20 protein-coding genes are annotated in these 25339 nt (G+C 42.9%); 8 read left to right on the top strand and 12 right to left on the bottom strand.

The genetic code is table 11. The features are described 5' to 3' along the window. The first annotated feature begins 36 nt into the window (after positions 1-36). On the top strand, positions 37-2166 hold the full coding sequence (locus FLL46_RS23425) for a TonB-dependent receptor plug domain-containing protein (RefSeq protein ID WP_142934283.1): 2130 nt from the start codon (positions 37-39) through the stop codon (positions 2164-2166). 83 nt (positions 2167-2249) lie between these two features. Here FLL46_RS23425 and asnB read toward each other — a convergent pair whose 3' ends face one another. The 5 genes from asnB to FLL46_RS23400 all read right to left on the bottom strand — a co-directional run bounded on the left by asnB (position 2250) and on the right by FLL46_RS23400 (position 10531). After that, a complete protein-coding gene (asnB, locus tag FLL46_RS23420) occupies positions 2250-4157 on the bottom strand; it encodes an asparagine synthase (glutamine-hydrolyzing) (protein WP_142934281.1) in 1908 nt (635 codons plus the stop codon). 33 nt (positions 4158-4190) lie between these two features. Next, entirely contained in the window at positions 4191-5018 is an 828-nt protein-coding gene (locus FLL46_RS23415; protein ID WP_142934279.1) for a citrate synthase family protein, read from the bottom strand. Then, entirely contained in the window at positions 4996-5793 is a 798-nt protein-coding gene (locus FLL46_RS23410) for a citrate synthase family protein (RefSeq protein WP_142934277.1), read from the bottom strand. The genes FLL46_RS23415 and FLL46_RS23410 overlap by 23 nt, the downstream gene beginning before the upstream one ends. Positions 5794-5801: 8 nt before the next feature. Beyond that, positions 5802-7607 (bottom strand): thiamine pyrophosphate-binding protein, encoded by a 1806-nt coding sequence (locus FLL46_RS23405; protein WP_142934275.1) that lies wholly within the window; start codon positions 7605-7607, stop codon positions 5802-5804. A 422-nt stretch (positions 7608-8029) separates the two neighbouring features. Further along, a complete protein-coding gene (locus FLL46_RS23400; protein WP_142934273.1) occupies positions 8030-10531 on the bottom strand; it encodes a GGDEF/EAL domain-containing response regulator in 2502 nt (833 codons plus the stop codon). 271 nt (positions 10532-10802) lie between these two features. Here FLL46_RS23400 and FLL46_RS23395 point away from each other — a divergent pair, with 271 nt between their 5' ends. Next, a complete protein-coding gene (locus FLL46_RS23395; protein ID WP_142934271.1) occupies positions 10803-11678 on the top strand; it encodes a universal stress protein in 876 nt (291 codons plus the stop codon). 212 nt (positions 11679-11890) lie between these two features. Further along, a complete protein-coding gene (locus tag FLL46_RS23390) occupies positions 11891-12646 on the top strand; it encodes a sensor histidine kinase (protein WP_142934269.1) in 756 nt (251 codons plus the stop codon). Positions 12647-12665: 19 nt separating this feature from the next. On the opposite strand, the gene FLL46_RS23385 is transcribed toward FLL46_RS23390, so the two are convergent. From FLL46_RS23385 to pabB, 3 genes are all read right to left on the bottom strand, one after another. After that, positions 12666-14030, bottom strand: a complete 1365-nt coding sequence (locus FLL46_RS23385) for an L-serine ammonia-lyase (RefSeq protein WP_142934267.1) — start codon at positions 14028-14030, stop codon at positions 12666-12668. 214 nt (positions 14031-14244) lie between these two features. After that, entirely contained in the window at positions 14245-14814 is a 570-nt protein-coding gene (locus FLL46_RS23380) for an NUDIX hydrolase (protein ID WP_142934265.1), read from the bottom strand. Positions 14815-14892: 78 nt separating this feature from the next. Beyond that, positions 14893-16302, bottom strand: a complete 1410-nt coding sequence (pabB, locus tag FLL46_RS23375; RefSeq protein WP_142934263.1) for an aminodeoxychorismate synthase component I — start codon at positions 16300-16302, stop codon at positions 14893-14895. A gap of 157 nt (positions 16303-16459) precedes the next feature. Between pabB and FLL46_RS23370 the strand changes: the two genes are divergently transcribed. The 4 genes from FLL46_RS23370 (at position 16460) to aroC (ending at position 20483) form a co-directional block, all read left to right on the top strand. Beyond that, positions 16460-16771, top strand: coding sequence for a DUF6122 family protein (locus FLL46_RS23370; protein ID WP_142934261.1), 312 nt, complete (start codon positions 16460-16462; stop codon positions 16769-16771). 212 nt (positions 16772-16983) lie between these two features. Further along, complete coding sequence (gene aroA, locus FLL46_RS23365) at positions 16984-18249, top strand: 3-phosphoshikimate 1-carboxyvinyltransferase (RefSeq protein WP_168204299.1); 1266 nt, start codon at positions 16984-16986, stop codon at positions 18247-18249. Positions 18250-18294: 45 nt separating this feature from the next. Further along, positions 18295-19287 carry a bifunctional chorismate mutase/prephenate dehydrogenase gene (gene tyrA / locus FLL46_RS23360; RefSeq protein WP_142934257.1) on the top strand — a complete coding sequence of 331 codons (993 nt, stop codon included), beginning with the start codon at positions 18295-18297 and terminating at the stop codon, positions 19285-19287. Positions 19288-19400: 113 nt separating this feature from the next. After that, entirely contained in the window at positions 19401-20483 is a 1083-nt protein-coding gene (gene aroC / locus FLL46_RS23355; RefSeq protein WP_142934255.1) for a chorismate synthase, read from the top strand. Positions 20484-20551: 68 nt separating this feature from the next. On the opposite strand, the gene FLL46_RS23350 is transcribed toward aroC, so the two are convergent. The 3 genes from FLL46_RS23350 to arsC form a co-directional block, all read right to left on the bottom strand. Continuing rightward, complete coding sequence (locus FLL46_RS23350) at positions 20552-20956, bottom strand: DUF2069 domain-containing protein (RefSeq protein ID WP_142934253.1); 405 nt, start codon at positions 20954-20956, stop codon at positions 20552-20554. Between the two features lie 77 nt (positions 20957-21033). Further along, positions 21034-21675: an NAD(P)H:quinone oxidoreductase gene (gene wrbA / locus FLL46_RS23345; RefSeq protein WP_142934251.1), complete on the bottom strand. Its 642-nt coding sequence runs from the start codon at positions 21673-21675 to the stop codon at positions 21034-21036. Further along, positions 21675-22028: an arsenate reductase (glutaredoxin) gene (gene arsC, locus FLL46_RS23340; protein WP_142934249.1), complete on the bottom strand. Its 354-nt coding sequence runs from the start codon at positions 22026-22028 to the stop codon at positions 21675-21677. The genes wrbA and arsC overlap by 1 nt, the downstream gene beginning before the upstream one ends. Positions 22029-22091: 63 nt before the next feature. Between arsC and FLL46_RS23335 the strand changes: the two genes are divergently transcribed. Continuing rightward, positions 22092-23336 (top strand): YihY family inner membrane protein, encoded by a 1245-nt coding sequence (locus tag FLL46_RS23335; RefSeq protein WP_142934247.1) that lies wholly within the window; start codon positions 22092-22094, stop codon positions 23334-23336. Here the strand turns inward: FLL46_RS23335 and FLL46_RS23330 are convergent. After that, positions 23260-25008 carry a hypothetical protein gene (locus FLL46_RS23330; RefSeq protein WP_142934245.1) on the bottom strand — a complete coding sequence of 583 codons (1749 nt, stop codon included), beginning with the start codon at positions 25006-25008 and terminating at the stop codon, positions 23260-23262. The genes FLL46_RS23335 and FLL46_RS23330 overlap by 77 nt on opposite strands. Between the last annotated feature and the right edge of the window lie 331 nt (positions 25009-25339).

Raw genomic sequence — 25339 nt, 5'->3', positions numbered from 1 at the left:
TTGTCCCCGTATAAACAAAAACATAAGGTGGTTTCAATGTTGTTTCCCCGCAAGCTAGTCAGCCTCTCAATTGCAATTGCTTTATCATTGGGATCTGCTGCGATTTTAGCTGATGAGTATGATGAACTCGATGAGCTTGAAGATGATTTGGCAGATTTTTACGGGGATGAAGATTTTATTTCTTTAGCGACAGGTTCTAAAAAGCTCATTCATAAAGCGCCATCAGTGGCAACGGTAATTACGGCGGAGGAAATCGTCAATACCGGCGCTATGGATTTAGACGATGTACTTGAGATGGTGCCAGGTTTACATGTATCGAAATTACCCAATGTTTATTTATCTATCTATACTTTCCGTGGCATTTATAGCAGCTTTAACCCACAAGTTTTGATGCTCATTAACGGGATTCCGGTCACTAATGTTTTTACTGGTAACCGCTCTCAACTGTGGGGCGGAATGCCTGTTCATGCAATCGAGAGAGTGGAAGTCATCAGGGGACCTGGTTCGGCAATTTATGGTGCCGATGCTTTTTCTGGTGTCATTAATGTGATCACGAAAACTTCAGAAAACATCGAAAAAAATACTGTCGGTTTTCGAGCAGGTAGCTATGATACGACTGATTTTTGGTTTTCTCATGGCGGCAAACTCGGTAATGTTGCGACGTCACTAATTGTTGAAGTTCATAAAACCGATGGCCACGATGAAATTATTCAAAGTGACGCACAGACAATATTGGATGCTGTTTTTGGTACCAATGCTTCACTAGCCCCGGGGAGTGTTAATAATAAAAGAGATAATCTCGATTTAAGGTTAGATTTAGCATTTGAAAAATGGAAGTTGAGAGGCGGGTTGCAAAGTCGTGAACTGGGAGCTGGTGTCGGGATTGCAGAAGCACTGGACCCGACGAGTGTTCAATCCAGTAATCGATGGAATATTGATCTTACGTATAAAAATGATGAACTGGCAAAAGATTGGAATATTGAAGCTTTACTCAGTCATCTAAATACCACACAAGAAATTGACAATAACTTAATTATTTTTCCTCCCGGCGCTGATATTGGTTTTGGAGCCCCGTTTCCCGATGGTGTCATCGGTAATCCTGAAGTATTCGAAAAACACAGTCGATTAAACTTTACGACTAGCTATAAAGGGTTAGATAGTCATGAATTAAGAATTGGCATCGGGCACAATTATAGCGATTTGTATAAAGTCAAAGAGTCTAAAAACTTTGCGTTTGGACCAAACGGCGAGTTTCTTGTCCCAGGTAGTCCAGTGGTTGATGTCTCTGATACGCCTTTCGTGTTTCTTACCGAAGGTGATCGCAAGAATAATTACTTTTTTGTTCAAGATATATGGGCGTTTGCCAATGACTGGGAGTTAACCGCGGGCATTCGCTACGATGATTATTCTGATTTTGGTTCAACCACTAACCCAAGGCTGGCGCTAGTCTGGTCATCTTCGTTGAACTTAACGACAAAGTTTTTATATGGTAAAGCATTTAGAGCGCCTTCATTTGCAGAAACGCGTAATATTAATAATCCGGTCGCGCTCGGTAACCCTAACTTATCTCCCGAGCGAATCGAAACTTTTGAATTAGTGATGGATTATCATCCACAAACGGGTTTTAGCAGTGGTGTGAGTTTCTTTTACCATGAATGGAACGAAATCATTCAATTCGTTCCCGATACAGGCGCTACCAGCAATACGGCACAAAACATCGGAGAACAAACAGGTTATGGCGTTGAAATCGAATTTGAATGGGAAGCAACAGAACATTTCAAATTGAAAGGAAACTATTCCATTCAGCGCTCAACCGATGAATTGACAAAACAAGACATCGCTTTTGTGCCACAGCAGCAATTGTTTTTGCAGGCAGACTGGCAACTTGAAAAAAGCTGGCATATGAACACCAAGTTTAATTGGGTAATGGATAGAGAAAGAGCTCAGATAGATACAAGAAGTGCGATTGACGACTATCAGATTGTTGATGTTACTATCCGATGGCAAGCGCCTGAAAGCAATTTATCATTAGCCTTAATCGCTCGTAATCTATTCGATGAGGATGCCAGAGAACCCACAGCGAACAGTGGCCCCATCGCTAACATTCCTTTTGATTTACCGTTAGCGGGCAGTAATTTCTTTGCCGAAATATCCTATGTATTTTAAAACTATCAGTTAAGTAAGAATTCCTGGCTGTTTTGCTTAATGCTGTTATGTTTCTTTCATTTGCTCAAATTGTTTCAGCTTGCCTAAGCTGATAAATCAAAGTGCTGTTGAATGAAACATAAACTGAGAATTTCGAGTAATATCGCTTCGGTGCTTGGCCATTTTTGTTCGGGTTGATTTGGCGCCTGGTCGAGCATTTCAATAATTTTTTTATTATCAAAAAATGGTACTTTATTCAGCAAATCACTTCGCAAAGTATCCTGAACGAGTTGGTGCAATTTTTCTCCCGGGGTGATAACTGAGGGTGGTGCCAGGAAAGGGTGCTTTTGGCGGTTATAAACTTCTTCGGTGACAAAAGGCTTTATCGCTTCTCTCAAAACATACTTTTCCCGCATACCTTTTATTTTCATGTTCACCGGCATTTTTACCACTTGCTCAATGACTTTGTGGTCAAGGAAGGGGAGTCGGCCTTCCAGAGAGTGTGCCATTTCCATTCTATCGCCCAGGTTGGTAAGTACATAGTTTGGCAATGCTGATTTTGACAACATATACATTGAAGTGTGAACAGGATTGATATTATTAATTTGAGTAAAATCAAGTTGGTTCAAAAAACTTTTGATCGGATGAGATTTTCCCAGCGCGTGCGATGTTTCTGAATTAAAATTGGTTTTTATTTCGTTAAATATATGAACCAACGGAATCAACCAGGCAGGTTCGTAACCCAAATAACGATTGATGAACTCGGTGGACTGTGAACTTTCTGTTGCCAGCATTAGTCCGGCGGTAATTTTATTTTTCTGTTTTAACTCATCGAGTAATTTTTCTGAATTTGCTTTATCATCCAGCATATTAAGCATATCGCTGCGGAAAGGGGGATAGCCGGCAAAAACTTCGTCAGCGCCTTCGCCGGTTAATACGACTTTAAATCCTTTATCGTGAACCGCACGACTCAACATAAACTTTGCGACACTGTGTGCATTCATGCAAATGGTTTCACTATGCCAGATAGACTTTAAAAAGTTGTCCGCCAGATCTTCTTGAGAAACTGAAATAATGTGATGCTTTGCTTTCACTTTCTCTGCCATACGAGTTGCAATAGATGCTTCATCGTAGTCTTTATTAGAAAAGGAAAGAGTAAAGGCATCAACGGTGTTTTCTCTGAGGTGCGAAGTCATTCCTAACACTGCGCAAGAGTCAATACCGCCGCTTAAGTAAACGCCCACAGGTACATCTGCTCTCAGACGAGTTTGCGTTGCTTCTAACAAACTTGCCCGTAGACTTTCAACAAATTCTTCTTCTGTTTTATGGTCGAGCTGTTGGTCACTGACGTAGCCAAAGTCCCAATATTTAACGAGTTTAAAGTTGCCTTTTGAAGCAAGTAAAAAATGCCCAGGGGGTACCTGACTAATGCCGCTAAACAATGTTTTATCGGTAAAATAAAAACTTCGTCTTAAATAAGATTCTTTATCCCAAACCGCCGGAACACCGGCGGCGAGAATGGCTTTGATTTCGGAGCCAATAAATAGCTTTCCCTGGTAGTGCGCGTAGTACAAGGGATTGATACCTAAACGATCTCTGGCGGCAAATAAAGTCTGGTTGTTTTGATCCCAGATAGTAAATGCAAATTCGCCTCGCAGGTGTTGCAAACAAGCGGTACCGTGTTCGTGATACAAGTGAAGAGCGATTTCACTGTCTGATTTGGTTTTGAATTGATAACCTTTTGACTGCAGATCTTTTCTGATTTTTTCGAAGTCGTAAAACTCTCCATTTGCAACCAGGTGAGTTGAATCGTCGCCGTTAGAAATCGGCTGATCGCCGGTACTCAAATCAATGATACTTAACCTGGTGTGACCGAGCGCAACTTGTTTATCTGGCGAAAGCCAATAACTGCTGTGATCGGGGCCTCTGTGGTATAAAGTATCTAGACCTTTCTGGATGGCTGATTCTTCGATTGGAGAATCCGATGAAAATACCGATAGTATTCCACACATATTTCACTCCACACCTTAATTGCGTTCGAATATTTAATCTATTGTTCTGATGGGGTGACCATCATATTCGATGTCATCACAACGTTGTGGTAAAAAACTACCACTCGTTCTTTCGTAATAGTCCACGTAACAAGCCGTGACGCCGCTGGCAACCATTAATGATTTAATTCGATAAACTTCTTGCGGAGAAAAGCCCTGGTCTGAAAGAAATGCACAAGAATAACCGGCGACGTTCATCGCCAGGTCATGGTGTTGCTCAAGATAGTCATTAATCTCCCAGGCGAGTTTAAGGTGTTCTCCCACGCTGAAGCCTAATTTTTCAGTCATTCGCTGATGGGGTTCCAGTCTTTCGTCGTTTCTTGCGACCGGACGGGCATAACCGGTAATTACTGGTTTTCCATTTTTGTAATTTGCATTTTTAATAATTTGTTCGAGTGTCATTCCAGATTGTTTCTGTTTGAGGGCATTTTGAATAAACTTCATGCCGTAAACGCTGGTTTGACTGCCGCCGTAACCACGAGAATCTGCCGCCAGTGTTCCTGCAACCGTCGCTGAGACAACCGACGTTTTTGTTGTACCGGCCAGTGCGCCAATTGTATTACACCAGATTCTGACGTCAGGGTAGCTGACACCAATAAAATTACCTTCTAGCCATTTGGCAACTTTTTCATCTACCAGGCGGCCGGTAATATTCAGTACCAGCATTTGCATGTAGGAAATATTTCCCAATAAATCTTTCATCATCAAATGACCGTGGCAGATAACGTCTTCTCCACCGGTCCACTTGCCAACGCTTGTCGAAATTTTATTTCGCCTGGTTGTCCAGAAAGATAAGTTCTTATCTTTTTTGCTTGAGTTCATATTGTGAATCTTCCAGGAACGGCATTGATGATAGTGGCTTGTGAGTTTGTTCAAGTGCGTGGGCCGCAATACCCGGCGCACACAATAGTTGATAAAGTCCGATTCCTTCTCTTGGCTTGATCCCTAAATCCAGAAAAGTAGCGGCAGCCAGTCCAACAGGTAACCATCCCGCACTATTATTTTCGCTGTCGATAATTTGAGAGTGGAGCCAATTTAAATATTTGGTTTCAGGAAAGGCGATCAGTTGTTCTGCGATTTGATGGGTGACTGGGCATCTTTGGCTAAAGTAGGATCCGAATCCCGGCGCAATTTTAAAGTCGCCCTCAGAAGTGTCTGTCTTATCAAAGTCAAATGACGAATAGAATCGATTGTTGTTTGAAAAAGCTTCTAAAATAAAGCTCATGGATTTTTCTACTTCGGTGGCTCCGCCATCTTCACCACCTAATACCATTAAGCCAATAGGTAGCAGGTGAGGCGTGTTTGACTTACTAATCCCGGCGGTCATTGCGGCTCGCACGGCTGGATTTCTTGGTCCTGGGTTTATTAATCCAACCATGAGCGCGTTCATCAATGCCATAGCATTTGCGTTAGGCAACTCTCCGGTAAAAAGTAAAATAAGCACTTCTACAAATGACTTTTTACTGGTGAGCTCGGTTAAGTTATACCCGTGGATATAAACTGACTCGGCGACAAAAGGGTTGTCTTCGTTCGGTTTTTCATAAAGGATGCTAGTGCTGGTTTTCTTTGCGTAGCCAAAGTTTTTTTTGTTACTCACTTTAGATTTTAGCCTCCCGGAGTAGCTGACTCATTGGCCAACCCTTTGACCCTTTGACCCATGGGTGGAATTTCCTCACCGTCAACCAACAAATCGATCATGGTTGGTCCTTGTTTTTCACCAAGTCTTTTCCAGTCAATATTGACCAAATCTTCAGGGGTTTCCACCCGGATACCTTCAATGCCCATTGCTTCGGCCATTTTTGCGAAATTGATGGGCGGCAGTTGAAATCCAATCTGTTCGGCGCCACCGAGTCGTTGGCCGTGCATGACCATTCCCAGGGCACTGTCATTGAAGACCACGTAAATCACCGGTAACTTTTGTTGCAGTGCGGTTGTGATTTCCTGACCAGACATTAAGTAACTACCATCGCCGGTAATACAAACACTCGGCTCGTTGCTACCTAACGCGTTACCGACCGAAGCGCCAATTGCCCAGCCCATAGAACCCAGGCCCATCGCGATATGATAGTGGCCTTTAGCACTGGCGCGATGGAAATAGTGAGTGAACCACGACCAGACGTTGCCGGCGTCCAGGTGAATTCTGAAAGTAGATGGAATACGCCGACTAAATTCTGTGGCGATACGCTGAGGTTTAAGCGGTATGTCATTGGAAAAGCACTTATCTGGCTCGTTCTGACGGATTTGGTAGCCGTGGTTGGTACTTGGAATATGATGATCGAGATAGTTTTGCTTAACTGGATCAACGGCATCCCAAGTGCGACCCCATTTTATTCCTAGCCTCACATTTTCATTCAACTGTTGAAATATAGATTTCAAATCACCGCAAACGTGCAGCTGCGCCATGGGGGAGCGGGAAAAATGCTCGACGGTTGAGTCAATATGCACAAGTCGATCACTTAGTAATGATGATTGCCAACCCCCGGTTCCCAGCTCGGTAATCTGTGTCCCGACGGCCAACACCAGGTCGATAGTATCATCCTTCATGGTTTCTTCGGCACTTTGATGTCCTGCAAAACCATAGACACCGCGGTAGAGGGGATGAAACCCATTGATCCAGCGTTTACCGGCCGGTCCGGTCATAATCGGTGCCCTGGTCAGCTCGGCAAATTCCATGATTTCATCAATTGAGCTTCCGCAACCTTTACCTAAAAACAGGGCGACTCGCCACGCGCTGGAGAGCATGTCGGTCAACTGTTCGACCGCGGCATTGTCCGTTAAGGTAAATTCTTGTTTCAGTCGTTCGGCTTTAATCTTCACATTTTCAGAAGGTTTTTGCCGAAGAATATCAGACGGAATACTAATATGAGATGGTCCCGATGGTACTCGGTTAGCCGACATGATTGCGCTAATAACTTTGTTGTTTAGCTGCTCGGTATGGGAGACGAGTGTATTATACCGGGTGCAATGGCGGAATATGCCGACGGTGTCGATGGCGGTACACGATGACTCTTGCAGCGCATTTTTCCCAAATTTTGGTAGTGGTGTTTGCGCTGTGATAACCAGCATGGGGACATTATCTGCGAAAGCCGAAGCCGTGCCGGTGAGCAAGTTAGTTGCTCCCGGACCTGTGGTTGCACAACAAACGCCTAGTTTACCTGTTTCCCTGGCATAGCCTTCTGCCATAAATGCCGCGCCTGCCTCATGTCTCGCAATAATGGCTCTGGGGCCTCCCGCGGCTTGACTTCGGGCCAGGGCATTATAAAGCGGTTCGATCGCACCACCAGGTACGCCAAATACATAGTCAACTTCCAGTGTTTTCAGATATTCGATAATTAGATCTGCGTTATCTTGAGGATGGGGCATCTGAGCCTCAGGTTTCGAGTCGTCGTTGGCGATCAGTGATAAATTCATACCATACCTCTTACATCTTATTGTCTGGTAACTGCAAAAACAAAGCGCCGAGAAAACACTCAGAGTTATAAGCTTAGAACAAAAATTAATCAGAAGAGATTTTTTTGTCAAACAATCTCAATATTGCGATAGCCTAAAATAACCTAAAATGGCCGTATTAGTCATCTCAAGAGTCAATAAAAAATATTAATAACCCTCGTCACTAGTGCACTGCGGCATTTATAAGGACTGTAAAAGGGCAAATTTAGCAGTGATCTGAAATTATTAGTGAAAAATTAGGAAAGCGATGTTGTCTTTGGCCATTTTGGCAAAAAACGGAATGTTAAAACTGCACTCGTTGATTGCCTTTGGGGGGCCTTGGTCGTCATGAATTCAAGCTTGAAATCATATTGTGAATTTTCACATTTCATCGACGCTGATAACTAACAAACGGCACTTTGAGCAAATAGCTTTTCTACTGGCAGCGGTTTACCCAAATGGTACCCTTGCGCATAAGTCACACCTATCTTCTTCAAAAGAATGAGGGTTTGCTCGTTTTCGACAAATTCGGCGACCGTTTTTTTGTCTAGCGCTGTTGCGACTTCATAAATAGCTTTAACCAGGGCCAGGTCGACCGCATTGGTCGTTAAATCAACAATAAACGAGCCATCTATTTTTACCGATTGGGCCGGAAGTTGTTTCAGATAATTGAAAGTGCTAAAACCGGTACCAAAGTCATCGATGGAGAACTCGCAGCCCAATTCTCTGATTTTTGAAACAATTTGTCTGGTGGCAGTAATGTTGCTCAAACTAGCACTTTCAGTGAGTTCAAAGATGATACGCCGACCGTCAACTCGGTGTTGTCTGAGTTTTTCTTTTATCAAAGGTACCAGCCTCTCATCGCCGAAACCTTGGGCGGAGAGATTAATGGCTATTTTGTTGAGAGAAGGGTAGTCGTGTAAATATTTGATCGCCTTACTGACCACTTGGCGATCGAGTAAATTCATGTCGCCCTCGCGTTCAAGCGCGGGAATAAATTCTCCAGGTGATACTACTCGATTTTCTATTTTCAGTCTGACCAGCGCTTCATGGTAAACCGTCTGCCGACTGGCAATTTCAACAACTGGCTGAAAATAAAGTTCCAGATTATCGTCTGCGACTGCCTGGTGTAGTTTTCGCGCCCATTCTAAGCTGGCTTGTAATGCTTTGCTATGAGTGTCATTTTTATCATAAACGTGGGCTAGATTTCGCCCTTGCTTTTTGGCCGCGTAGAGCGCGATATCGGCCTGTTTCATGTATTCTTCGGCGCTGGCTTCGACGCCGCTGATTTCAGAAATACCAATCGAACAGTTAACCTTAAACGATTGTCCTTCGAGGCTACATTGATAATCATCTAATAGTCGACAAATATCGTCGGCGATCATGAGTGCCGTTTGTTGATTGGTGTTAGGTAGCAACAGGGCGAACTCGTCGCCACCGATTCTGGAAAGAATATCTGATTCTCTCAATCGGGTGGTAACAAGCGATGAAATATTTCTTAATACGATATCACCGTGATGGTGGCCAAGTGTGTCATTGATAACCTTGAAATGATCAAGATCGATGTAAAGTAGTGAATGTGGGCCGTTTCCACGGGATGCGGTGGCTGTAAATTGTCTGAGTTCAGTTTCAAAATAGTGGCGATTAAATAACCCGGTTAATCCGTCATGCATGGCCAGGTATTCAAGATCTCTTTGGGCTTTTTTGCGCGCAGTTACATTATCGATGGTGCCGGAAATACTGCGAGACTTGTGATCTTTTGAAAGGGTAATTTCAAATCTTGCCTCAACCCAAAGCTCTTCTTTGAATTTATTTTTCAATCGGAATTCAAAGCGGTGAGAAGTAACATTACCAGATAAAACGGTGTCTAACTCATTTGAAATGTAGACTCCCGGTGTATCTGGTTTCACCATAAAGTCGAGCAGGGAGCGTTGATGGCATTCCTGTATGGCGTATCCCGTGAGTTTTTCCCAGGCACGATTTAGAAAACAGATGTGGCCGCTAGTATTGAGTTCGATAACGACACTGCCTAACTGATCGAGCAAATGTTGATGGGCTTCAAAAATACGTTTGTATTCTTTTCGGCTTCGGTTAAGAGAGTCTACCTTCGCTGCAAATTCTTCATTACTGATAATAAAATCTTCACGGCGTGCCGCCGTTTCGCAGACGCGTCTGAGTTGCTCCGCTCTAAAGGGTTTTGTGACAAAATCAGCGGCGCCCTTGAGCATCAATTCCTCGGCCAGCTCCATGGTATGGTTTGCGGTCATTATAACGACAGATTGAGAGGGGGTTTCTTTTAAAATTTCGCCCAAGACCTGATTTCCGGAAATACCCGGCAGCATTACGTCAAGAAGCACAAGTGAATAATTACGCTGCCGCCATTTCTCCAATCCTGACTCTCCATCTTCAGCAACTTCAATTTGAAAACGGTGATTTAATATTCTGGTCACTAAATGTCGTGTATCCTGATTGTCCTCAATCACCAGAACAGAAGCTTTTTTCATGTCTTCCAGGGGAGTTAACTGATCGCCATTAATAATATCGAGGAGTTTGGGGTTTTCTTCAAAAGCAATCAGTCGATTAATACCAAATTCTCTCGCTGTTGTGCTGGCGATATGTTGACACCAGGTATTAGCGACAATGACGAAGGGGGTATCTGCGGCACATCTTAGCACTCCGGAGCGGACTAAGCGCGCTAAACGCCAACCGTCAAAATCCGGTAATTTAATATTACTGACCACAAAATGGATTATTTCTGCTTTAAGAAGTTCGACGGCCTCTTTTGCATTTGAAGCTGTTAAAATCTCGAAATCGGTTCCATTCTTTAATAAAGCCTCTAATGTTTTGAGACGGTCAGGATTTGAATTAACTAATAATAATTGTCTAGCTTCCGCCAACTGCGCCATATTACCTCGACAAAAATGGTGAAATATTCCTTAAACTACAGAGCCAGTTCTAAAACGCTTGTCTCAGGTCACAGTATAAACCATATCCTCAATATTGGTTAGTTTTACGCTCGATTGGTTAAATCAAATGATGATCGAGATAATTATTTGAGATAGTGCTCAATGTTATTAAAATATAAGGCAAAATTATTAATTCTGTTATGACCTAAACGATGTTTGTTGATAGAATACGTAGCAGTAAAATTTATTGTTAATTTGCTTGGAGATAGAAATGAGAGAATTATTGGTTATTGCAGATAAGGAAGGCGGAAAGCAGTCAGCTTTTTATCATGCGTTAGAAATAGCTAAAAACACGGGAGCGAAAATCGAGTTTGTCGGTTTTGTTCATGCGCCGGGTGTCGATAGTTCTGAAATTCTATCTCATGAAGAAAAACGCAAAGTCCATCATAACTACATCGACCGCAAACAAGAGGTAATGGATACCTTTTTAGAAGGTATCGACTTGGGAGATGTTAAAATCCATGTTGATGTTGTTTGGGAAAAATCTTTTGAGCGTTGGGTTATTGCACGATGTGATCAAAAATCGTTCGATATGGTATTTAAATCAGGTCATCGCTCCGAAGCGTTTATGTATACACCATCTGATTGGCAATTAATGCGCCACTGTCCTGAGCCTGTGATGATTGTTGGCGACAAACCATGGAAAGAAGGGGGTGTAGTATTAGCAGCTCTAGATTTAGGTTCAACCAGCCAAAGAACACTCGATCTTAACGAAGATATTATGCGCCAGGCGATTAAATTAGCCGGAGCAACCAACAGTGAAGTTCATGCGTGCTATTCGATCGCAGTGCCGAAAGCTTTGGCTGACCTGGACTTAATTGATCCGAAAACTTACGAAGATAAGATGAAAGCCTCGTTAGATCCGATGATTCGTCGATTAGTTGAAGACGCAGGACTTGATCGTAGCAAATTGCACCTGGTTGCGGGTAAGCCGGCAAAAGAAATTTGCCGAATTAGTCAAAACATTGATGCGGATGTTGTTATTTTGGGTAATAAAACTCGCACAAGCTTAAGAGGGCGCCTGTTAGGTAATACTGCTGAAAATGTATTGCATAAAGTACCGTCTGACGTTGTCGTGATTAAATAAAAATCGAACTAGTTTTTCGTAAAAAAAGCGGGAGTTGCATCTCCCGCTTTTTTATTGCTTAATAATTATACCCGTGCTATCTGGAAATTCAGGATTCAGGTTGCACGGGTATAAGCCTGTTGCCGTCAGCAAGATTTTCAGTTGTTTGAGTATAAACTCAAAGAAGATCGGATATTCAATTAACTACTAGTTTGGTTGTGGAAATTTGATAGATGAGTAGAGATAAACAAGCGTATCAACAAAATAGTCAAAATGAACAGCAACGGCTGAAGGACAGGCAAGGAGTCGAGCAAAAACAAAATCAGGATAGCATCGGGTTGATGGTTCATGCCTATAATAATTTCCTGTCAGGTATGATGGGCTTTAATGAGTTGGCGTTACTCGAATGTGAGCAGAGTGAAGTTGAGGAGCGACTTCAGATGGCGCTTAGCTCCGGGAAGAAAGCAGTCATATTCGGCAAGGAGTTATTATCATCTATTTCCAGGCTGCAAGTCGTTATTTCCCCGGTTGAAATTTTATCTACTTTGAAATCTGTTTCGAGTGAATCTAAATGCCCTATTGATATTCAAATTGATGAAAAGATGCTTTTTGTTAATGCTGAGACAGAATGGTTTAAACACTGTTTAACTTCTCTGGTCGGCTTCTGTCGTGATTACCTCGCAAGTCATCATTCTTCTCAAGATAAATCTGATACTCAAAATTTTGATGGTGGCGATATTGAAATGAGCGTTTTGCGACAGGATGACGAGCTAATTATTACTGTGAATTCGACTGAGCTTAGTTTTGACGAGGAACAACAGGAAAACCTTTTTGTGCCATTTTATTCCAGTCGGAATCTGCTTGGACAAAAAGATGTTGGCTTGGCAATGATTAAGGGATTCCTCATTCAAATAAAAGGCACATTCGAATGGCAGGAAGACAAAGGCTTTTTATTAAAGATGCCGGTAGTGGAGTTAGGCACTGATTAAGTGCCTGGTTTGCTAGAAATTAACACTCAATAATATTCACTGCGAGTCCGCCACGAGCCGTTTCTTTATACTTGGTTTTCATATCTGCCCCAGTTTCTCGCATGGTTTTAATTACTTTGTCCAAAGACACTTTATGGTCGCCATCGCCCTGCATTGCTAAACGTGCTGCGTTGATGGCTTTGACAGCGCCCATTGCGTTCCTTTCAATACAAGGAACCTGAACTAATCCGCCAACTGGATCGCAAGTGAGCCCCAGGTTATGTTCCATACCTATTTCTGCGGCGCATTCTACTTGTGCAGGAGAGCCGCCGAGGGCTTCAGTTAATCCGGCGGCGGCCATTGAGCAAGCCACACCGACTTCTCCCTGACAGCCAACTTCTGCGCCAGATATGGAAGCGTTGAGTTTGTATAAAATTCCAATCGCTGCCGAGGTTAACAAGAATCGGCGAATATTTTCTTGTCCGGTCGGTTGGTAAAAGTGCTCGTAATATTTAATTACTGCTGGAATAATGCCTGCTGCTCCGTTTGTCGGCGCAGTCACCACTCGGCCGCCTGCTGCATTTTCTTCGTTAACGGAAAGTGCGTAAAGATTAACCCAGTCCATCGCTGCGAGCGGGTCTAGATTATTACCACGAGACAGTAATTTTCGGTGTAACGAAGGGGCTCTTCGTCTAACTTTCAGACCGCCGGGAAGAATGCCTTCGGTACGAATGCCTTTATCAATACAGCCGCTCATGGTGCTCCAGATTTCATCCAGGCGGGAATTAATTGCTTCTTCTTCCTGCCACACTTTTTCATTTTCCATCATCAAGCTGCTAATACTTAATCCACTCGTTTTTGTTAAGTTAAGCAGTTCTTCGCCAGACTGAAAATCATAGGGCAGTTTCAGGTGTAAATCTTTTAAAGGTTGGGTATTGGTTTCGTCACTGATGACAAAACCACCGCCGACGCTGTAGTAGATTTTTTCCGACAGTACATTGCCATCTACGTCAAAGGCTGTAAATTTCATGCCATTTGCGTGGCGCGGCAGGGTTTTCTTTCGGTGGAATATTAAATCGTTTTTATCATTATAATGAATCGAATGTTGGCCGTTCAGGTTGAGTTCGTTTTGTGTTCGTATTTCCTTCATTCTGCCTGGAACTGAATCTGTATCAACCAGGTTGGGTTTTTCACCTTCAAGACCTAACAACACAGCCACATCGCTGCCGTGCCCTTTACCGGTGTGACCAAGGGAACCGAACAACTCAGATAAAACCCTGTGGACCGGTTTTTCCAGTGACAGTGCATGTAAAATAAATTTGCGCGCGGCGCGCATTGGGCCCACGGTATGAGAACTGCTTGGACCTATGCCAACAGTAAAAAGATCAAAAACTGAAACAGCCAATGGATACCTCTAATTAATGTGTCTTATTAAAACGAGTTGCGTGCTTTTGTGAGCATCGACACCACCGCTGGTAACTATGATTTACCAAAAGTTGTGGCATGGTAATGCTCGTTCATTTTTATTATCAGAGCCTGATAAAACCAGGCACTAGTTATAGTTAGTTATCACCGTTATTGGTTTTAACGTAATTTGTTTATGCTTAATTCGTTTATGTTTAATTCTCGTCGCGGTTTAGGCGACGGGTAAAATTGACCAGAATTTTAGCAGTCGCTCCCCAGATATTATAATGCTTATATTGTATAACGTAGAAACTATATTGTTTGCCTTTGATGGTTTCTTCCACCTTTTTCTGATTGGTCTGATCAGTAACAAAGCTAAAAGGAGCAGTGAAGACTTCGGCCACTTCATTGTCGTCAATGGCCAGTTGATAATCGGGATCGATAATACCGACATAGGGAGTCACGTTATATTGGGATATCGTTTGCTGTTGTGGCAGCCGTCCTATTAATTGAATTTGTTTTGGAGAAATGCCGATTTCTTCGAAGGTCTCTCTTATCGCAGTGTCGCCCAGTCCGTCGTCTTGAACTTCATAACCGCCACCGGGAAAGCTGATTTGACCGGGATGATGTTTTAAGTGTTCAGCCCTTCGCGTGAAAATGACTTCCCAATCTCCGCTGTGACTATTTTTAACAATCGGCATGAGCACTGCCGCGCATTTTAACGAATCCGATGACTCACTGGGGGTCGAAAGCGGGAGTAATATTGACTGTATTTTTTCGATCATGCTGTTTTTCGTCAACCCTGTTTATTTGAGCGTAAGCGGTTTTCAATCACTAGTGTCGCTTTATTTTGCTTGCTGAGTTTATCTGTATTCATCCAATATCGGTAATATTTTTACCAACTTATCAAAAGTTTCCTGGTACTCTGTGAGCGCATCTGAATCTGCGACCAGGCCACCACCTGCCCAGCAGTATAGTCGGTTATCTTTCGCAATTAGGGTACGAATGCAGATATTCGTATCCATATTCCCGGCAAAATCAATATAGCCGATAATTCCGCAGTAAAGATTTCTTCTTACCGGTTCCAGTTCTTCAATTATTTCCATGGCGCGAATTTTAGGCGCACCGGTAATTGAGCCACCGGGAAGAGTGGTTGCTAGCAAGTCTAAGTTGTCGAAGTCTGAGCCCAGTTTAGATTCGATAGTTGAAATTAAATGATGGACTGATGCAAATTTATAATGTCCGAATAACTCGGTGACTTTAACACTACCCGTTGCGGCGGTTCGACTCAGGTCATTTCGCAGTAAATCAACAATCATCAGATTTTCAGCCTGATCTTTTTCACTGTTGATCAGGGCTTGTGCGAGTTGCGCGTCTTCTTTGGGATCATTACTTCTTGGTCGAGTTCCCTTGATTGGCTGTGTGATCACTTTGTTATCGTGGCTCTCGATAAACCTCTCAGGCGATAAACTCAGAATCTGGTGATCATTAAAATTAAGATAAGCAGAGAAGGGGGCTTTGTTAGCTTCAGAAAGCCCCTGATAGGCTTGAAACACATCACCTGAATAGTCAGCACAAAATCGTTGTGCGTAATTCACCTGGTAACAGTCGCCTTCACGAATGTAATTCTGAATGTGATTAAAAGCATCTATATAGGTTTCCTTTGTTGTATTACTTTTCCAATCGGAAACTATTTTGAAATCTTGAGGAGGTTCTTGCCTTGAATCTATAGGCTGGGATGATTCTGCTGTCAGGTATGTGTTAATCAGTTGATTAACGGAGTGCCACTCTTTCTCCGGCAAGCCAAAGTTATAAAGCGCGGTTGTCTGTTTATGGTGATCAGTGATTAAGGCCCATTGGTACAAACCCATTTTGATGGCGGCCAGATCAATGTCATCGGAGGCAATCTCGGGTATTTTTTCAAGATGTCTGCCAAAATCGTAGCTGACATAACCCAGCCAGCCGCCATTGAAAGGTAAATCTGTTGTCCGTTCTTTTTGTGCCGAGGGTTTTAAGGTATTGAGGATTTTTCGCATGCAGCTTAATGGCTCATCCAGTTTAAGCGCAGGCAGGTTTATTTTAGAGTCAACTTTAACCTTTTCATTTTTAAAGGTTAATTGTACTGTCGGCCGACAACAGAAAATATCATATCGGTTATAATTAATGTCATTTCCACCGCTATCGAGCAACATTGCCCAGGGATGTTTGAGTAGGCCAGCAAGTGATTTGAGCTTGCTTTCTCGACTGAGGTAGGGCAGGTTGATCCCGTTCATTAATACTGCTTTTCGTAATTAATTTATTATCCAACACAGCATTGTATCCCATTCAGCGAAATCGACAAAAATAAACTCTGTGTAAAGCGTGTTTTTGTGATTGCTTCTGGTTATTCAACTGTGTTCAGATCCCCAGAATAAATTCAATGGGTCTTTTATGTTGCATATTTTTTCTCACTTTTTTATTCCCGCTCTGGTTGCGGTCGCCATTAGCCGGAAAAATTGGTTTAAAATCTGGCTGGTTTTGTGTTTAACCATGTTGGTGGATCTGGATCATCTGTTGGCTGATCCGATTTATGATCTAATGCGGTGTAGTATTAATTTCCACCCATTACATTCATATTGGGCAATCGCATTGTATGTCGGCTTAATGTTCCATCGTAAAACTCGGTTAGTCGCAACTGGTTTGCTCATTCATATGCTGTTAGATTGGCAAGATTGCCATTTTAAGTTGGCTGATTGGCTTTAAGTGGCTATTTGATTTAAAAGCGTGTTTTATGTCTTCCGTTTACTAGCCGATTAAGATTCAATAATTAGACGTTTTTTCCTTTGAGAGCATTATGTGTATCTAAAAAGTAGATATAGTTAATAAAAAATAATTATATAGTTAAAAGTCAATTTACTTTTCCCCGGTTAGACGTTTTAATTCTTCGCATAAACACAAACTGTGGACATTCACTCTTGAACAGAGAAATTATTCCAAACCAAAAAATCAATGCAAGTATTCAACTACCTGGCAGCAAATATGTCGCTAATCGCTTAGTACCAATGTGCGCGCTGGCAACCAGCAAGTCAAAACTAACCAATGTGGTTAATAACAAGGATATTAATACCGCCATCGAAGGGCTTTCAAACCTGGGTTATCACTTTGAAAAGACCGCCGATGGCGTCAATATATTTCCCAGAGAGCAGGGGATCCAATCTAAAGCTTCGCTTTACACCGCCCATAGTGGCACATTTTCACGCTTTGTCGCGGCTGTTGCAGCGTTGGAGCAACATCCGGTATCAATTGGATGTTCCGATAAAATGGCGACACGGCCGATGGTCGAATTGTTTGATGCTTTGACTGAGCTGTCAGTCAAGATTGACAGCCCTAATCAGTGTTTACCCGCGACAATAACTGGCCCGGTCATAGGTAATGAGTGCCACCTTGACGCAGCTAGAAGCAGCCAATACTTGAGTGCCTTGTTAATCATAGCGCCATTGCTAGCCGACGGTTTACAAGTCAAGGTTGACGGAGAAGTCGTTTCTCGAGCTTATGTTGATATGACCATTCAGCTTATGCAAAAGATGGGCGTTGAGGTGGTAGAGCAAGACAACTGTTTTAGTGTTAAACCAAATCAGTCCTATCAAGGATTGAATTATGCAATTCCTGGTGACTCGGTATCTGCGACTTACTTTATGGGAGCTGCTGCGATTTCTGGTGGAAAGGTCACGATCAAAAATTTCGATCTGGATTCTGTACAGGGAGAAGCGAAGTTCTACCAGGTATTGGAATCGATGGGGGCCAGGATAGAAATCAATGGTGCTGACTTGACTATTATTGGGCCTGAAGAGCCGTCAGCCATCGAAGTTGATATGGGGGGAATGCCCGATGCGGTCCAAACATTAGCCGCTGTCGCTTGTTATGCCAAAGGTACAACTAAGATCACCAATATCGCTCATCTTGCCTTTAAAGAGTCTAACCGAATAGAAGATACAGCAAAGGAAATTCGCAAAACCGGCATTGAGGTTGAGTCGGGAGAAGATTTTCTTATCATTCACGGTGGCGCAGTTGGTCCTGCCGATATCAACACCCATGAAGACCATCGGATGGCCATGAGTCTGGCTTTGCTAGGGATTAAGACCGCGGGAATTCGTATTGTGGCGGCGGATGTGGTGGAAAAATCTTTCCCTGATTATTGGGAATATATGACACAAATAGGCATTGATAGTCGGTGTTTCTAACTTCCCATCAATTCAGTCGCAATATTAAGCAAGGAGAACATCGCGGTGAATCAACAACCAATGATCAACGTCGATGAATTAACGCTTGAAGAAATAGATAAGCAGATTCATTTATTGAATGAATATAAACAGAAGCTGGTCGCGCAGGAAAAAACAGAAGATACACCATCACAAAAATACGAATGTGTAAAAAACGGTAATCGAAAAGTGGTTGTGATAGGTGGAAAGGGGCAGCTTGGGCGCTTATTTGTTCGGCTGTTTCGTGATTCGGATTACCCGGTAGAAACTCTCGAGAAAGATGACTGGCCTCATGCTAGTCAACTATTAGCGAATGCCGCTCTGGTGATAGTCGCGGTTCCTATTCATCTGACAGATTCAATTATCAGCCAGCTTAAAGGTCTCGCCGATGATTGTATTTTGGCTGATATTACCAGTATTAAACAAAAGCCGTTATCCGCAATGTTAGATGTTCATGGTGGGCCGGTGGTTGGATTGCACCCGATGTTTGGGCCAGATGTTGAAGATTTTTGTGACCAGACGATTGTGGTTTGTCACGGCAGGGAAGAGGAACAATATGAGTGGTTGTTGAGACAGTTATTAATCTGGAGAGTTCGTATCCATCGAGTGACTGCAGCCGAGCATGATCAAACCATGGCGATTGTCCAAGTACTACGCCATTTTTCGACAGTTGCGTATGGCGTTCATTTAGCCAAAGAAAATGGGACGTTAAGTGATATATTGGCGATGAGCTCTCCTATTTACCGACTTGAGTTGGCGATGGTTGGTCGATTATTTGCTCAAAACCCTGATCTTTATACTGAAATCATTTTTGCAAATCAGGATAATGTCGATATGATGCAACGGTTTATCGATCGCTTTGGCGAGTTGCTTACACTAATCAAACTTGACGATAAGGCAGCATTTAAAAAAGCCTTTTTGCAGACCCGCGAATGGTTTGGTGAATACGCTGATCGTTTTTTAACTGAGAGTGGTCAAATGCTCGCCGCGGCTCACCACTCGATAAGAGATAGCAGGTGATTATCTTTTATCGCAGTCGGTCTTACTTAAACCAATTAGATTTGAGTGGCAAACTGGTGATTAGCCATTTGTCGAAAATTAAAATTATTTACTAAAAAAGAGTATTGCAAGAGATGTCTGGAGATAGTCTTGGAAAATTGTTTAAAGTCACCAATTGGGGAGAGTCCCATGGCCCCGCTGTTGGTTGCGTTGTTGAAGGTTGTCCGCCAGGAATTGAGCTTAGTGAGCAGGATATCCAACCCTATCTGGATAAACGCCGTCCAGGTCAAAGCCAGCTAGTTACACAGCGTAATGAAGCCGATCAAGTGAGAATCTTATCTGGAACTGTCGATGGAAAAACCACCGGCACTGCGATTAGTTTAATGATCGAAAATAGTAACTCGCGCTCCAAAGATTATAGCGAATTTGCCAAGCTTTACCGTCCCAGTCATGCGGATTTCACTTATCAGCAAAAGTATGGCATTCGAGATGTTGCCGGTGGCGGTCGCAGCTCTGCCAGAACGACGGCAGCAAATGTCGCTGCAGGCGCAATCGCGCAAAAAGTTTTGAGTGAGATTGGCGTTGAAGTGCTTTCCTGGGTTGAAACGGTTGGCGCAATCAAATCGCAATTACCGATTGAGCAGATCACTGAGTCTTTAGTTGAGAGTAATCCTGTTCGATGTCCTGATCAAAATATAGCAAAAGAAATGGAACAAAAAATTCTGGAAATACGCAAACAGGGAGATACGATTGGCGGTGTGGTTCGATGTGTAGTTAGAAATATGCCGGTGGGATTAGGTGAGCCGCTTTTTGACAAACTTGAAGCTGATCTGGCCAAAGCCATGTTATCGATCAATGCCAGTAAAGGATTTGAAATTGGTTCAGGTTTTGACGGAACGACCATGGTGGGAAGTGAACACAACGATATATTCTATCGCGATGAAGACGGTGCGATAAAAACTCACGGCAATAATTCCGGTGGCGTACAAGGCGGCATATCCAACGGCATGGATTTGGATTTCAAAGTGGCGTTTAAACCGGTAGCAACACTAATGCAAAAACAGAAAACCGTCGATTTAAACGGTGATGAAATAGAATACCAGGGAAGAGGGCGTCACGATCCTTGTGTGTTGCCAAGAGCCGTGCCAATTGTTGATGCAATGGCCGCGCTGGTATTATGCGATCATTTGTTGCGATACCGCGCTTATCGCGCTTAAATTTTAGTTGTTTATCTTCCAGGCTGTCTGATGAAGGTTCAACCTGACTATCATTCAGCCTGAAAAGCCTATTTTTTTGAGTCAGAACTTTTGGGCAGCTGCAATCCGAGTTGCTCACCACGCCATTTCGCAAAGTACATTCCACCGAATAAAAACATTGCCGCAAACACCAGTTCTAGCAAAATGGCTGCGAGTTCTTCAAAATTAGTAACCAATGATGTCAAAGCGTGACAAATATAAATCACAGCGATAAAGCCAGACCAGGCATGAGTGTAAGCTTTTCCTTTGATTAATCCATACAATGGAAATATCAGCGGAATTAGCCAGAACCCAGTCAGAACTTCATTCGAAAACTTATCCGAAGGATACCAGAGCAGGTTCCATATCGGAATCAGAAGAATCAGACCAAAATAGCCAATCAGGGTCACTCGGTGCGCTATTAACATTTGTGGTGTCGGGGCCTGTATACTCATAATTTGATGTTCGATGTTGATGGGGTTTAAGTTTTACGGTTCGGAATTTAGAACCACGTTAATCGTATTTTCAGTTGTCAATTTTTTAGTTTAACTGCCAATTGAGCAACTCGTTTTCCTTGCGCAATGGCTAATCGTTTTTCGTGCTCGCTGATAGCCTGATCACTATTATGACCATCCCAGTGGCTAACTCCATAGGGCGTCCCGCCGGATTGGGTATGCAATAAGTCCGTTTCACTGTAGGGAAGTCCGCAAACCAACATTCCGTGGTGTAAAAAGGGAATCATCATTGTTAAAAGTGTCGATTCCTGCCCGCCATGCATTGAGCTGCTAGAGGTGAAAAAACTCACTGGTTTATTCGCCAATTTTCCGTTCATCCATAATTCGCTAGTTTGATCAAAAAAATACTTTAGCGGCGCGGCCATGTTACCGAAGCGGGTTGGACTGCCGACAATTAACCCATCACATTCTGCCAGTTCTTGCTTGGTTACATAAAGGTCACCGGTTTCAGGTATCGGATTTTCAACCGCTTCCGTTTTGCTCGAAATTGCCGGAACTGTGCGAATGACCGCTTCAATACCTTGGTGTTCCATACCCAGAGAGCCGGGTTCTTGATTTTCGTGTTCAAGACTAAATTCTCCGACACCGCGAGCAATCAGGTGGGCAAGGCGACGGGTACTGCCGCCTGACGAATAATAAATGATGAGTACTTTCAGCATTATTTGATCAGTTCCAGTACATTTTCAGGTGGGCGTCCAATTACCGCTTTGTCGTCCTTGATAACAATAGGCCGCTCAATCACTTTTGGATAAGCAATCATCAGATCGAGTTGGCTGTCGATGTTCAAGTCCTGGTTATCGAGCCCCGATTCTTTATACTCGGCTTCTTTTTTGCGCATTATGTCTTGTGGCTTCATGCCCAGAGCCTTTAGAACTTTCTTAAGCTGCGCTTTGCTCGGCGGCGTTTTCAAGTACTCAAGGATCTCAACTTCAACGCCATTGTCATTGAGTATTTGGAGGGTTTGACGGGATTTTGAACACCGGGGATTATGATAAATTGTAAAGCTTGCCATTTGTTATTACCTTTCTTGTTAGGTAGTATCTTTTAAAAGCCGTTATTTTAGGACTAAGTTGTAATGGAAGAAAGGGTTAAATACCTTGGTGCATTTATTTCCTACATTTTTAAGCAATATTCGAAGGATCGCTGCTCCTCAATTGCGGCTGAGTTGACCGTTACCAGCTTACTGGCTTTAGTGCCGTTAACCGCAGTGGTTTTTGCGTTGCTTGCCTTTATTCCCAGTTTTCAGGAACTCGGGCAGCAATGGCAAACTTTGATTTTTAAGTACTTTGTTCCCGGAACCGGAGAAACCGTTCAGTCTTATATTAATGAGTTTGTCACTAAGGCGAGGGGGCTTTCTGGTGTAGGCTCTTTGATGTTGTTGGTGACTGCATTATTAATGATGCAAACGATTGATAGCAGTTTTAATAAAATCTGGCACGTCAAATCGAATAAATCATTTGTCAGAACTTTCCTGGTTTATTGGGCCGTTTTAACGCTGGGGCCAATTTTGTTGGGGTCTAGCTTACTCATCACTTCTTATATCCAGTCATTACCAGTTGTTTCCGATGTGGTGAGTGAACATGGTCAGTGGCTGACTTTGTGGCTACCTTTTTTAATGGCCAGTGTTGCGTTTAGCATCATGTACTACGTCATTCCCAATCGCAAAATTTTGATTGCCCATGCTATTTCATCGGGGGTTCTGACCGCGACGCTGTTTGAAATCGCTAAGTTTGGATTTGGATTGTTTGTGTCGAGTTTTTCCACTTACCAGATAATTTTCGGTGCGTTAGCTGCAGTCCCCTTATTTTTAATATGGATTTACCTCAGTTGGGGCATTATTTTGTTTGGCGCGGAGTTTTGTCACGGATTAGAGGCTTTTGAACTAACGTTGGAAGAAAAGCGGCAACATCCATTTATTGAGGTGGTTGCTGTCTTATTATTTCTGGCTGAATTTCAGGCTACTGGAAAAACTCTGGATGAGGAACAGTTAAAGCAAATTTCAAAAAAGGGAAAGCGTGAAATTAATATTGAATGGATGGAAAAGTTAGTTGCTAAAGGTATCGCGGTAAAAACCCAAGACCAATCATACTGTTTGACAAAGGCTTCAGATAGTATCGATTTGTGGGGGATTTTTCAGGTGGCTGATAGAAGATTTCCTTCTTCTTCACAAATAGAGAACGCCGAGCTGCCGGAACAAACCAAACGGCAGCTGATGGCTTTTTCAGAGGAAATGCAAAGAGTGCTTAGTGATCGCCTGGTAGTCTCAAATCATCAAGACTCACCGGCTTTGAGTCATCTTCAAGTTGAAACTCATCGTTGATATTACCTTTCTCATGAGGAATGGCGGTCCAGGGAATAACATCCGAGACTTCTTCTTGAACTTCTTCAGCTAACTCGTCACGCAGTTCATAGGTTTGGAAGAAAAACCGTTCGATACAAGGAGTTACTTCAACTTTGACTCGTGGTCGTACTTCGACCGGCTTTTCTATACCAAGCATGGCATAGACTCGATCGCCCTGATACGAACCTCTGGTAGTGATAATGGTTGAAGAATTGCTGCCTTCCACCACCGTATCTGACACAACGATTCCTGGCTGGCCACCTTTTTCATTTTTACCTTGATAAAGAATAAGGCGTACTGGCTGGTATTTGCCTTCAATATATTTCAGACCCAACATTGTTCCGTTATGCTCATCGCCAGTATGCCAACGACACACGGCTAATCGCCAATGAGGGGCGGGCTTTCCATCCATATACTCACGGATCAGCGCCAAATCACCCAGCGATAATCGAGGGATCAGGTATTGACGAGAACAGAGGCCGATACCACCGCTGCTCACATTAATTGCGTCCCAGCTTAAATGATCGGGATCTTTAATTTCGGTTAATGCACTAATTTCGTCAAAAGAAAGTGGCTTGCGGCCATTTTGTTCAGCCCGGCCGAGCACTCTGCTGATATCGCTAATTCCCCAAACTACGTCAACCTTAGTGACTATGGGATAACGCCGCGCGGTTCTTTCGATTCTTTTACGCCAGTGTTTGTCCAAATGCTCCCACAAGTATTTCGCAGACGCGAAGTTGACCGAACGATGAAAAGATTTTTCTGGGAGTTTTTTGGATTCTTCAAAACTTTCCAGGTCATATTTCATCTGGCGCAATAAGTCATATGTGAGTAGTAAGCGAATTTTAGGGTCTTCAGGGTCGTCGAGTTCACTGGTGACAAAATTGGGTTTGTTTTCACTAGTGACATCGATAATAAAACATTCTTCCTTGCGGAAGTCGTCAGGATCTTCTGATATTCGGGCAAGGTGAACCCAGTTTTGTAAATAATAGAACACTTGCCAATGTTCACCTTTGTCCAGGTGATATGGGTCGGCGAGGGCAATCAGACAGTTCCTTACATAATTTTGTTCAACTGTCGCCATACAGTAAGATTGTCCGGTTTCGATTTCAAAGTTTTCCAGTTCATCTTTGCCTGCGTGGGCAAACAGCGCGTTAATTTCTCTCCACAAATAAATAGGGATAGGCGTGTAGACTTCATATTGTTCTATCAGCATCATGCCAAGGTAGAAAATAGCAAATGCTGTAGCCTTAGCCTTTAACTTGTTTTTTCCCCAGAGTTGTCTTTTATGTTGGCTGTCATTAACAATGATCTTATGGGCAAAAGCCATTTCACGAGTGAGATTATGAAGTTTTTCCTGGCTTTCTCTTTCCGCTAGTAGATTTTTACCGGCAGGTGAAATCTTGGGGCGATAGTAATCGTGGATAAGTCGATAGGTTGAGTCAAATAACTCGACTAATTCTGCTCGCTGTTTATAGGATATTTCGGTTCGATTGAGACTTGAAATTGCGCGGGTTACTTCAGGAAGCGTCTTGGCCATATCAGCGAGAGGTAATGACCGTAACCAATCGGATAGCTTGGCACGATCGGTTTCAACCAGAATATGTTGCCCTTCCTGTTGTGAGGGGATAGTTAATCTTAGACTTTCCATGACTTATAGACTGCGCTCTTGTTAAAAAACTGACCTAACTTGCAATTATCTACTGACTCGAATTGCTCTACCTAAATGTACTGACTCTATTATTGCTATTTTGTAATTCTTATTTAGCTTACTCTTACTTAACTTATTCTCACTTATATTATTCTGGTGCTTACTAAGTCCGACTTTGACAGTTTGCCTCTTATTAAACTATCTTTTTTATCAAGCTTTTCTAGTATTGCTACAATTATTGCCACAATCATAATTCACTTGATTCTTTGACTAGTAATCGCAGGTTAACATCTAAACCTGTTATTTTATTTTGTTTTTTGTTAGCCAACTG

Source organism: Aliikangiella coralliicola, from assembly GCF_007004725.1.
In the GTDB taxonomy this organism is placed as follows: Bacteria; Pseudomonadota; Gammaproteobacteria; order Enterobacterales; family Kangiellaceae; genus Aliikangiella; species Aliikangiella coralliicola.
The sequence above is the reverse complement of the archived record's forward strand: the minus strand, read 5'-3'. Positions and strand labels throughout refer to the sequence as shown.